This is a genomic window from Mycolicibacterium doricum, from assembly GCF_010728155.1.
GTDB lineage: Bacteria > Actinomycetota > Actinomycetes > Mycobacteriales > Mycobacteriaceae > Mycobacterium > Mycobacterium doricum.
The window spans coordinates 591,816-604,108 of the sequence record NZ_AP022605.1 but is presented as its reverse complement, the minus strand read 5'-3'; the positions used below and the strand labels follow the sequence as shown (position 1 = coordinate 604,108).

Genomic DNA, 12,293 nt, shown 5'->3' with positions numbered 1-12,293 from the left:
CCGCTCAGACGTGTTCGCGCAGGAACGCGATGTCGTCCTTGCGGCCGTCGTCGGACGTCTCGCAGATGACCGGCGCGTCGGCGGCCTGCACCACCGCGACGAGCAGCTGAGGGTCGATCTGACCAGTGCCGACGTTGGCGTGCCGGTCGGCACCCGAACCCGCCGCATCGCGGGAGTCGTTGCAGTGCACGAGGTCGATTCGGCCGGTGATGCGCTTGATCCGCGACACCGCGTCCACCAGCGCCTCGCCGGCCGCCCACGCGTGGCAGGTGTCGAGGCAGAAACCGATGCCGTGGTCGCCGATGTGGTCCCACAGCCGGCCGATGGTGTCGAAGTGGCGTGCCATGGCGTGCACACCACCGGCGGTGTTCTCCAGGTAGACGGGCACCGTCGTCTCGAGCCGGTCGAGCGCCTTGACCCACCGCTGGAAACCGGCCTCCATGTCCTGGTCGTCGGCGTGCCCGCCGTGCACGATCACGGCGGTGGCGCCCACCTCGGCCGCCGCATCGCAGGTGTCCTGCAGGATCTTGCGCGACGGGATGCGCACGCGGTTGTTGGCCGACGCCACGTTGATCAGGTACGGCGCGTGGACATAGCGCGGAATGCTGGAGGCCTTCAGCGCTTCGGCGTCCTCGCGGGGCTTGGGTTTCTTCCAGCTCTGCGGGTCGCCGAGGAAGAACTGCACCACGTCGGCGCCGTCGGCTTCGGCAGCGGCCAGGGGGTCGTCGTTGCGGACGTGTGAACCGATGAGCACGCCGTCGAGTCTAGGGCGCACTTTTGTGTCCCTCACCAGCTCGCCGTGCCCCCACCACCAGCTCGGCGAGCAGACGCAAATGTCCCCGACACGCCGGGCGCGTGGGGACATATGTGTCTGCTCGCGGTCGGAGCCGACACCTCACCCGGCCATATCCGCGCGCTCGAGGTATGCGGCGATTCGCGCGACCAGATCGAGTGGATATCGGCGCACGTCGTCGACGACGAGCGGAATGACGGTCCACCCACACTCCTGCAACCGCGCGGTTTTCATGCGGTCGTGGCGCAGCGCGACAGCATTCGCATGCCACTCCATGGAGTCGTACTCGGCGAGAACCCTGGCTTCCGGCCAGGCGAAGTCGGCCCGCCACAGCTGGCCGCAGCGGTCGACGATCTCGTACTGCAGTTCCGGCTTCGGTAGCCCACCGTCGATGAACACCAGCCGTGCCTCACTTTCCATGGGGGATTCGGCGCGACTGTCGATATGAGTGAGCAGGGCACGCACGTTGACGATGCCGCGACGGCCCTTCTGCTCGTCAACGGCCCGCGCGACGTCGGCGGGCCCACACGCCTGGACATGCAGTGCGGCGTCGAGCGTGGCAAGCGCACGGGGCCGGCTCAGCGTCCGGGCAATCTCGACCGCCGTCCACGCCGGTGTCGTCACCAGTCGACCGGCCGCCACACGTTGCAGCGGGGCGCCGACGCGTTGATGCACCATCAGACCGACCGTGGGACGCATGCGGATGCCGGGGTCGAGGATGTGCACAGGGCCGGAAGCCTCGGTGCGAAAGCCGTGAAGGTCGGCCGCGGTGTGCAGGCACGCGACGACAGGGCGGCCCACCAGGACGTCCAGGGCCGCCAATTTGGTCAGAGTGTCGGGCGGCCCGAGCGAGTAGACGCCGTGCCACACGCGGACGATCGCGCCCGCCCGCAGCTGAGCCGCCAAAGTCTTGCGCGACATGACTGCACTCAGCGCTCGGGCAGTGGCGACTCCTCCGTGCGCCGCGAAAATCTCGTCGATGAACACGCCACCATGCTGGCGTCGCAGCGCGCCTACGCCCACTGCGTAACGGCCGCGCCTGGGGATAACCCGCCCACCAGACGCAAATGTCCCCGACACGCCGGGCGTGTGGGGACATTTGCGTCTGCTCGCGCAGAGAACAGTTAGCGGTAGTCGCTGTACCCGTAGTCGTCCAGCGGCACCGCAGCGCCGGTCGCCTGGCCGAAGTCGGGGCTGTAGTACTGATCCTCGTACGACGGGATCGTGTACGCCGCGGCCCGCGCCTCTTCGGTGGGCTGCACCTGGATGTTGCGGTAGCGGTTGATACCGGTACCGGCCGGGATCAGCTTGCCGATGATCACGTTCTCCTTCAGACCCTGCAGCTTGTCGCTGCGGCAGTTGATCGCCGCATCGGTCAGCACGCGGGTGGTCTCCTGGAACGACGCCGCCGACAGCCACGAATCGGTGGCCAGCGACGCCTTCGTGATACCCATCAGCACCGGGCGGCCGGCGGCGGGCTCGCCACCTTCCGCGACGACGCGACGGTTCTCCGACTCGAACTCCGCACGCTCGGTCAGCGAGCCGGGCAGGAACTCCGTCGCACCCGAATCGATGATCGTGACGCGACGCAGCATCTGCCGGACGATGACCTCGATGTGCTTGTCGTGGATCGACACACCCTGGGCCCGGTAGACCTCCTGGACCTCGTGGACCAGGTGGATCTGCACCTCACGCGGACCCTGCACCCGCAGGACCTCGTGCGGATCGGCCGAACCCTCCATGAGCTGGTCGCCGACCTCGACGTGATCGCCGTCGGACAGCACGCCTTCGGTGCCGTCCTCGTGCTTGATCACGCGCAGCCGCTGACGCTTGGAGAGCTTGTCGTAGACCACTTCCTCGCCACCGTCGTCCGGGACGATGGTGATCTTGTAGAAGCGCTCACCCTCCTCGAGCTGCACCCGGCCGGAGACGTCGGCGATCGGCGCCTTGTTACGCGGCACGCGGGCCTCGAACAGCTCCTGCACGCGGGGCAGACCACCGGTGATGTCCTCACCCACACCACCCTGGTGGAAGGTGCGCATGGTCAGCTGGGTGCCTGGCTCGCCGATGGACTGCGCGGCCACGATGCCTACGGCCTCGCCGATGTCGACCAGCTTGCCGGTCGCCATCGAACGGCCGTAGCACATGGCGCACACGCCGGAGGCCGACGCACAGGTCAGCACCGAACGCACCTTGACGTGGTCGATACCGGACGCCAACAGCTTGTCGATGGCCGGGTCGCCCAGGTCGTGCCCACGCTGGATGACGACGTTGCCGTCGGCGTCCACCGCGTCGGTGGCCAGGGTGCGGGCGAACGCCGAGGTCTCGACGTGCGGATCGCGGATCAGCGCCGCCCCACCATCGAGCGTGGCAGCCCGCTCGGCCAGCGTGACGTTGATGCCACGCTCGGTCTCGCAGTCGTGCTCGCGGACGATGACGTCCTGGCTGACGTCGACCAGACGACGGGTCAGGTAACCCGAGTCGGCGGTGCGAAGAGCGGTGTCCGCCAAACCCTTACGGGCGCCGTGGGTGTTGATGAAGTACTCCAGCACCGTCAGGCCCTCGCGGAACGAGGACTTGATCGGCCGCGGGATGAACTCACCCTTCGGGTTGGTCACCAGACCCTTCATGCCGGCCAGCGTCCTGGTCTGGGTGAAGTTACCCGTGGCGCCCGACTTCACGATCGTGATGATCGGGTTGTCCGATGGGTAGTGCTCCTCCAAGGCCTTACCGACCTCTTCGGTGGCGTCCTGCCAGATCTTGACCAGCGAGTCGTTGCGCTCCTTGTGGTTGAGGGCGCCACGCTGGTACTTGCGCTCGATCCCGTCGGCTTCCTTCTCGTACCGGTCGAGGATCTCCTGCTTCTGCGGTGGAACCAACACATCAGCCATCGACACGGTGACACCCGAACGGGTGGCCCAGTAGAAGCCGGCGTCCTTGAGCTTGTCCACGGTCTGCGCGACGACGATCATCGGGAAGCGCTCGGCCAGGTCGTTGATGATCCGGGCCTGCACCTTCTTGTGCATCTGCTCGTTGATGAACGGATACGAGATCGGCAGCAGCTCGTTGAACATCACCCGACCGAGCGTGGTTTCGGCGGTCCAGGCGTCGCCCGGGCGCCACCCGCCCGCCGATTCCCCGTCGCTGGGGAACAGCTGGGCCTCCAGGGCGGCCGGCGGCCGCAGCTGGGTCAGCCGCACCTTGATCTTCGCGCGCACGCTCAACGCACCGCGGTCCATCGCCATGATCGCCTCGGCGGGCGAGCTGTACACGCCCGACTCCGGCTGATCGGTGGACGGGGCCCGGTACTCGCCCTTGTCGCCCTCGATCATCGTCGTCAGGAAGTAGAGCCCGGTGACCATGTCCAGACGCGGCATGGCCAGCGGCTTACCCGACGCGGGCGACAGGATGTTGTTCGAGGACAGCATCAGGATGCGGGCCTCGGCCTGCGCCTCCGCGCTCAGCGGAAGGTGCACGGCCATCTGGTCGCCGTCGAAGTCGGCGTTGAACGCCTCACAGACCAGCGGGTGCAGCTGGATGGCCTTGCCCTCCACCAGCTGGGGCTCGAAGGCCTGGATACCGAGGCGGTGCAGCGTTGGTGCGCGGTTCAGCAGCACCGGGTGCTCGGAGATGACCTCTTCGAGGACGTCCCACACCTGCGGACGCTGACGCTCGACCATGCGCTTGGCGCTCTTGATGTTCTGCGCGTGGTTCAGGTCGACCAGTCGCTTCATCACGAACGGCTTGAACAGCTCGAGCGCCATCAGTTTCGGCAGACCGCACTGGTGCAGCTTGAGCTGCGGGCCGACGACGATGACGGAGCGGCCCGAGTAGTCGACGCGCTTACCGAGCAGGTTCTGACGGAACCGGCCCTGCTTGCCCTTGAGCAGGTCGCTCAGCGACTTCAGCGGACGGTTGCCGGGCCCGGTGACGGGCCGGCCGCGACGGCCGTTGTCGAACAGCGCGTCCACCGACTCCTGGAGCATGCGCTTCTCGTTGTTGACGATGATCTCGGGCGCGCCGAGGTCGATCAGTCGCTTCAACCGGTTGTTGCGGTTGATGACGCGGCGGTACAGGTCGTTGAGGTCGGAGGTGGCGAACCGGCCACCGTCGAGCTGAACCATCGGGCGCAGTTCCGGCGGGATCACCGGAACGGCGTCGAGCACCATGCCCATGGGCGAGTTGGCGTTGCTCTGGAACGCCGCGACGACCTTGAGCCGCTTGAGCGCGCGGAGCTTCTTCTGACCCTTGCCACTGCGGATGGTCTCGCGCAGGTTCTCGGCCTCGGCCTCGATGTCGAAGTTCTCGATGAGCTTCTTGATCGACTCCGCGCCCATGGCGCCGGTGAAGTACTCGCCGTAGCGGTCGACGAGTTCGCGGTAGAGCACCTCGTCGACGATGAGCTGCTTGGGGGCCAGCTTGGTGAAGGTTGTCCAGATCTCGTCGAGCCGGTCCAGCTCACGCTGGGCCCGGTCGCGGAGCTGGCGCATCTCCCGCTCGCCGCCGTCGCGCACCTTGCGGCGCACGTCGCTCTTGGCGCCTTCGGCCTCGAGCTCGGCCAGGTCGGCTTCGAGCTTCTGGGCCCGGGCCTCCAGGTCGGCGTCGCGCTGATCCTCGACGGCCTTGCGCTCGACGACCATCTCGGCCTCCAGCGTCGAGAGCTCGTTGTGGCGCATCTCGTCGTTGACGTCGGTGATGACGTAGGCCGCGAAGTAGATGATCTTCTCGAGATCCTTCGGGGCCAGGTCGAGCAGGTAGCCCAAGCGCGACGGGACACCCTTGAAGTACCAGATATGCGTGACGGGTGCGGCCAGCTCGATGTGGCCCATCCGCTCACGGCGCACCTTGGCGCGGGTCACCTCGACGCCGCAGCGCTCACAGATGATGCCCTTGAAGCGGACGCGCTTGTACTTGCCGCAGTAGCACTCCCAGTCGCGAGTCGGTCCGAAGATCTTCTCGCAGAACAGGCCATCCTTCTCCGGCTTGAGCGTGCGGTAGTTGATGGTCTCCGGCTTCTTGACCTCGCCGTAGGACCACTGACGAATGTCGTCGGCGGTGGCGAGGCCGATCCGGAGCTCATCGAAGAAGTTGACGTCTAGCACGTAACTCCCTTTCCCCTTTCGGGATTAGTGACTATCTGGTGGCTGCTGACTGCGCAGCCGGTCAGCGCCGCGGCTCCGCCGCGATCACGCCAAGTCCTCGACGGATGCGGATTCGTTGCGGGACAGGTTGATCCCGAGGTTGGCAGCGGCACGCTCCAGGTCCTCGTCGTCACTGTCCCGCATCTCGATCGCGGCACCGTCAGAAGACAACACCTCGACGTTGAGGCACAGCGACTGCAGTTCCTTGAGAAGCACCTTGAACGACTCCGGGATGCCCGGTTCGGGGATGTTCTCGCCCTTGACGATGGCCTCGTACACCTTGACGCGACCGACGGTGTCGTCGGACTTGATGGTCAGCAACTCCTGCAGCGTGTAGGCGGCGCCGTAGGCCTGCATGGCCCAGCACTCCATCTCGCCGAACCGCTGACCACCGAACTGCGCCTTACCGCCCAGCGGCTGCTGGGTGATCATCGAGTACGGACCGGTCGAGCGGGCGTGGATCTTGTCGTCCACCAGGTGGTGCAGTTTCAGGATGTACATGTAGCCGACCGTCACCGGGTAGGGGAACGGTTCGCCACTGCGTCCGTCGAACAACTCGGCCTTGCCGTCCTCGTTGACCATGACGTCGCCGTCGCGGTTGGGCAGCGTGGAGCCGAGCAGCCCCGACAGCTCGTTTTCGCGGGCACCGTCGAACACCGGGGTGGCGACGATGCTGTCCGACGGCGCCGAGTACAGCTCCTCGGGGAGCTTCTCGGCCCAGTCGGGCACTGTCGAAGCTGTGGAAGCCCCGCCGTTCGCCAGCTGGATGTTCCAGCCGGCCTTGGCCACCCACCCGAGGTGCGTCTCCAGGATCTGGCCGATGTTCATCCGGCGCGGCACACCGTGGGTGTTGAGGATGATGTCCACGGGCGTGCCGTCCGGCAGGAACGGCATGTCCTCGATGGGCAGGATCTTGCCGATGACGCCCTTGTTGCCGTGGCGTCCGGCGAGCTTGTCGCCGTCGGAGATCTTGCGTTTCTGGGCGACGTACACCCGGACCAGCTCGTTGACGCCGGCGGGTAGCTCGTCGTCGTCCTCGCGGGAGAACACCCGGATGCCGATGACCTTGCCGGACTCACCGTGCGGCACCTTGAGCGACGTGTCGCGGACCTCGCGCGCCTTCTCGCCGAAGATCGCGCGGAGCAGCCGCTCCTCCGGGGTCAGCTCGGTCTCGCCCTTCGGGGTGACCTTGCCGACCAGGATGTCGCCGTCGCGGACCTCGGCGCCGATGCGGACGATGCCGCGCTCGTCGAGGTCAGCGAGCACCTCGTCGGAGACGTTCGGGATGTCCCGGGTGATCTCCTCGGCGCCCAGTTTGGTGTCGCGGGCATCGATTTCGTGCTCTTCGATGTGGATCGAGGTGAGCACGTCCTCTTCGACCAGGCGGTTGGAGAGGATGATCGCGTCCTCGTAGTTGTGACCCTCCCACGGCATGATCGCCACCAGCAGGTTCTTGCCCAGGGCCATTTCACCGTTCTCGGTGCAGGGGCCGTCGGCGACCACCTGACCCGCCTCGACCCGCTGGCCGGCGTCCACGATCGGACGCTGGTTGGCACAGGTGCCGTGGTTGGAGCGGGCGAACTTGCGCATCCGGTAGGTGTGCCGGGTGCCGTCGTCGGCCATCACGGTGATGTAGTCGGCGCTGACCTCTTCGACCACGCCCGCCTTCTCGCTGACGACGACGTCGCCGGCGTCGATCGCGGCGCGCAGCTCCATCCCGGTGCCGACCAGCGGGGCCTCGCTGCGGACCAGCGGAACCGCCTGGCGCTGCATGTTGGCACCCATGAGGGCACGGTTGGCGTCGTCGTGCTCGAGGAACGGGATCATCGCCGTCGCGACCGACACCATCTGGCGCGGCGAGACGTCCATGTAGTCCACGTCGTTCGCGGAGACGAACTCGACTTCGCCGCCCTTGCGGCGGACCAGGATGCGGTTCTCGACGAACCGGCCGTCGTCGTCGATCGGCGAGTTGGCCTGCGCCACGACGTGGCGGTCCTCCTCGTCGGCGGTGAGGTAGTCGATCTGGTCGGTGACCACACCGTTGACGACCTTGCGGTACGGCGTCTCGATGAAGCCGAACGGGTTGACCCGCGCGTACACCGACAGCGAACCGATCAGGCCGATGTTGGGACCCTCAGGGGTCTCGATCGGGCACATGCGGCCGTAGTGGCTGGAGTGCACGTCGCGGACCTCGAGGCCGGCGCGCTCACGGGACAGACCGCCGGGGCCCAGCGCCGACAGCCGGCGCTTATGGGTCAGACCCGACAGCGGGTTGTTCTGGTCCATGAACTGCGACAGCTGCGACGTGCCGAAGAACTCCTTGATCGCCGCCACGACGGGCCGGATGTTGATCAGGGTCTGCGGCGTGATCGCCTCGACGTCCTGGGTGGTCATCCGCTCGCGGACGACACGTTCCATCCGCGAGAGGCCGACCCGGATCTGGTTCTGGATCAGCTCGCCCACGGTGCGCAGACGACGGTTGCCGAAGTGGTCGATGTCGTCTACTTCGACAGGGACCTCGACTCCCCCGGGAACCGTCATCACCGTGTCGCCCTGGTGCAGGCGCACCAGGTACTCGATGGTGGCGACGACGTCCTCTTCGGTCAGCGTCGAGCTGGTGATCGGCTGGCCGGTGTTGAGGCCGAGCTTCTTGTTCACCTTGTAGCGGCCGACGCGGGCCAGGTCGTAGCGCTTCTCCTTGAAGAACAGGTTCTCCAGCAGGGTCTGCGCGGACTCCTTGGTCGGCGGCTCGCCCGGACGCAGTTTCCGGTAGATGTCGAGCAGCGCCTCGTCGGTGCCTGCGGTGTTGTCCTTCTCCAGCGTGCTCATCATGATCTCGCTGAAGCCGAACCGCTCGGCGATCTGCTCGCTGGTCCAGCCCAGGGCCTTGAGCAGCACGGTGACCGGCTGACGGCGCTTGCGGTCGATGCGGACGCCGACGGTGTCGCGCTTGTCGACGTCGAACTCCAGCCATGCACCGCGGCCGGGGATCACCTTGACGCTGTGCAGCGTCTTCTCGGTGGACTTGTCGATGCTCTCGTCGAAGTACACACCCGGCGAGCGGACCAGCTGGCTCACCACGACCCGCTCGGTGCCGTTGATGATGAAGGTGCCCTTCTCGGTCATCATCGGGAAGTCACCCATGAAGACCGTCTGGCTCTTGATCTCACCGGTGTTGTTGTTGATGAACTCGGCGGTGACGAACAGCGGGGCCGCGTACGTCATGTCCTTGTCTTTGCACTCGTCGACGGGTGCCTTGACCTCGTCGAAGCGCGGATCGGAGAAGGACAGCGACATCGAGCCGGAGAAGTCCTCGATCGGTGAGAGCTCGGTCAGCACCTCTTCGAGGCCACCGGTCGGGTTCACGTCGCCGCGGGCGACGGCCCGCTGGCGCCAGCTGTCGGCGCCGATCAGCCAGTCGAACGATTCCGTCTGCACGTCGAGCAGCCCCGGAACCTCGAGAGGCTCGCGAAGCTTGGCGAAGGAGATGCGATTTGGTGCTCCGGGAACGGAGTTATTGGTGATAGTTTTTGCTGACTTGCTCTGGCTAGAGACTGCCAAGATGCATCCTTCCAGCACCTCAAGCGACTGTGGGGGCCGGGGAACCGGACCTTGCGCCGCGTATCTGCGTCGGTTCGGCTGGCATAGCAGCCTGTCCGGTCTCTCCGAAGCGGCACACGCCTAGATCACTGAGCAGAGTTCGGGCTCAGGCTAGGACCACGGTGTCGGGTGCAGGTGAGGTGGGCAGGACGCAGCCAGCGCAACGTCCAACAATAGCGCACGTCCGCCTAATTCTCAATCAGCGTCCTCGGCAGCCATACATCGGCCGTACGACACGACCGGTCAGGCGCTGGCTGGCGTCCTCAATCGGTGCATACATGCTGCCCAACAGACTGGCCCGTCAAACGGTGTCCGTCAAGAGATAACGTGATCTTGTCTGTGGAAATCTCAGGATCGACGGGGGTCAGACTTCGCGTCCCACGGGGATCGACGCCGTAGGCGCGTCCTCCTCGTGGTGGCGCTGATGGGTCGTCGACTCGTCCGGATAGTCGGCGCTCTGGTAGCCGCTCGTGTTCTCGAGGTCTTCGCGGATCGCCTGCTGCGCCGCGGGCGGCAGGGTGTGCAGGATCTCGCGGACGCGGGCCTGGCGTCGCGCGACCGCACGACGCTCGGGCATACCCGGGGTTGCCTGGATCTGCGGCGGCACACCCTCGATCTCCTCGACACCACCATCGTGGTGACCGGCATCGACCATGGCCTGCTCTTCGGCCATCGTCGACTCGTCCTTCTCCTCCGACATACCGATCGGCCCGATACGACGGCCATTGAGGAATTGGCGCACCACCGGCTCATCGGAGGTCAGCAGCACCTCGCGCGGCCCGAACATGACCAGGTGCTTGCGGAACAGCATCCCCATGTTGTCGGGGACCGTACGGGCGATGTTGATGTTGTGCGTCACGATCAGGATCGTGCAGTCGATTTGGGCGTTGATGTCGATCAACAGCTGCGAGAGGTACGCGGTACGCACGGGATCCAGACCGGAGTCGGGCTCGTCGCAGAGGATGATCTGCGGATCCAGCACCAGCGACCGGGCCAGGCCGGCACGCTTGCGCATACCGCCGGAGATCTCGCCGGGGAACTTGTTCTCGTCGCCGCCGAGGCCGACGAGTTCCAACTTCTCCATGACGATCTTGCGGATCTCGCTTTCCTTCTTCTTGGTGTGCTCACGCAAAGGGAAAGCGGTGTTGTCGTACAGGCTCATCGAGCCGAACAGCGCACCGTCCTGGAACATGACACCGAACAGGGTGCGGATCTCGTAGAGCTCTTTGGCCGAGCACTCGATGATGTTGGTGCCGTCGACGATGATCTTGCCGCGCTCGGGACGAAGCAGCCCGATCAGCGACTTCAGGAACACCGATTTGCCGGTGCCGGACGGGCCAAGCAGCACGCTGACCTCGCCGGGGGGCACCTCAAGGGTGACGTCTTCCCAGATTCGCGCCGACCCGAAGGACTTGGTCAGCCCCTCGACCTCAATGCCAATGCCCACGCGCGGTCCTTCCCAGAGTGCTTTTGCCACCTCTGCCTGCCCTGTGGCTTGTGTCACTGTATCGCACACCGCGTGGAGCTTTGGCGTCTGTGCCGAACCCGGCGGCAGGGTGGCCAATACGACGCAACCGCCCGGGATCGGTAGATCCCGGGCGGTTGCGTGTAGTCGTGGACTACTTGACGGTGACCGTCGCGCCGGCGGCTTCGAGCTTGGCCTTGGCGGCGTCGGCGGCGTCCTTGGCAGCCTTCTCCAGGATCGGCTTCGGCGCGCTGTCGACCAGGTCCTTGGCCTCCTTGAGGCCCAGGCCGGAGACGATCTCGCGGACCACCTTGATGACGCCGATCTTCTTCTCGCCGGCGCTCTCGAGGATGACGTCGAACTCCGACTGCTCTTCGGCAGCCTCGGCGGGGGCGCCACCGGCGGGGCCGGCAGCGGCGACCGCGACCGGCGCGGCGGCGGTGACCTCGAAGGTCTCCTCGAACTGCTTGACGAACTCGGAGAGCTCCAGCAGCGTCATTTCCTTGAACGCGTCGAGCAATTCGTCAGTGGACAGCTTGGCCATGATTTGGTCCTTCCTAGTTTTCTTCTGCTTGCGGGGTGGTGATGAAGCTTCTACGCAGCTTCCTCAGCGGACTTCTTCTCCTGCAGCGCCGCGGCGAGGCGGGCGACCTGCGAAGCGGGGGCGTTGAACAGCCCGGCGGCCTTGGCGAGGTTGCCCTTCATCGCGCCGGCCAGCTTGGCGAGCAGCACTTCGCGCGACTCCAGGTCGGCGATCCGGTTGACCTCGTCCAAGGAGAGCGCGCGGCCCTCCATGTAGCCGCCCTTGATGACGAGCGCCTTGTGGTCCTTGGCGAAGGTCTTGATCGCCTTGGCGGCGTCGACCGGCTCACCCTTGACGAACGCGATCGCGGTGGGGCCGGTGAACAGCTCGTCGAGGCCGTCGATGCCGGCTTCGGCGGCGGCGCGCTTGACCAGCGTGTTCTTTGCGACGGTGTAGGTGGCGGACTCCCCGAGCGATCGACGCAGCTGCGCGAGGTTGGCCACCGTGAGGCCGCGGTACTCGGTGACGACGGTGGCCGTCGCCTCCTTGAACTGCTCGGCGATGTCGGCAACCGCCGTGGCCTTGTCAGCCTTGGCCATGCAGACCTCCCTGTGGTCGGTGTTGGGAATGGTGGAAATCGGATGCACCACCGAAGCGAAGGAAAGGCCGAAACGACGAACGCCCCGACGCAGACAGGTCGGGGCGCAAACAGATCACGTGCCTCGTCCTCCTGCGTGGGCCGCCCGGACTGATCCGGGACCTTCAACCGAG

At 66.1% G+C, this 12,293-nt stretch carries 7 protein-coding genes; all 7 read right to left on the bottom strand.

The annotated features are described in order from the left end of the window. Positions 1 to 4 precede the first annotated feature (4 nt). Complete coding sequence (locus G6N07_RS03030) at positions 5 to 754, bottom strand: deoxyribonuclease IV (protein WP_085192435.1); 750 nt, start codon at positions 752 to 754, stop codon at positions 5 to 7. A gap of 141 nt (positions 755 to 895) precedes the next feature. Continuing rightward, positions 896 to 1,714 carry a type IV toxin-antitoxin system AbiEi family antitoxin gene (locus G6N07_RS03025; RefSeq protein ID WP_235849922.1) on the bottom strand — a complete coding sequence of 273 codons (819 nt, stop codon included), beginning with the start codon at positions 1,712 to 1,714 and terminating at the stop codon, positions 896 to 898. Between the two features lie 203 nt (positions 1,715 to 1,917). After that, positions 1,918 to 5,895: a DNA-directed RNA polymerase subunit beta' gene (locus G6N07_RS03020; protein ID WP_085192436.1), complete on the bottom strand. Its 3,978-nt coding sequence runs from the start codon at positions 5,893 to 5,895 to the stop codon at positions 1,918 to 1,920. A gap of 84 nt (positions 5,896 to 5,979) precedes the next feature. After that, positions 5,980 to 9,513, bottom strand: a complete 3,534-nt coding sequence (gene rpoB / locus G6N07_RS03015; protein ID WP_085192437.1) for a DNA-directed RNA polymerase subunit beta — start codon at positions 9,511 to 9,513, stop codon at positions 5,980 to 5,982. A 385-nt stretch (positions 9,514 to 9,898) separates the two neighbouring features. Next, positions 9,899 to 10,981: an ABC transporter ATP-binding protein gene (locus tag G6N07_RS03010; protein WP_085192438.1), complete on the bottom strand. Its 1,083-nt coding sequence runs from the start codon at positions 10,979 to 10,981 to the stop codon at positions 9,899 to 9,901. A 172-nt stretch (positions 10,982 to 11,153) separates the two neighbouring features. Next, positions 11,154 to 11,543, bottom strand: a complete 390-nt coding sequence (gene rplL, locus G6N07_RS03005) for a 50S ribosomal protein L7/L12 (RefSeq protein WP_085192439.1) — start codon at positions 11,541 to 11,543, stop codon at positions 11,154 to 11,156. A 50-nt stretch (positions 11,544 to 11,593) separates the two neighbouring features. Next, positions 11,594 to 12,121, bottom strand: a complete 528-nt coding sequence (gene rplJ, locus G6N07_RS03000; RefSeq protein WP_085192467.1) for a 50S ribosomal protein L10 — start codon at positions 12,119 to 12,121, stop codon at positions 11,594 to 11,596. Between the last annotated feature and the right edge of the window lie 172 nt (positions 12,122 to 12,293).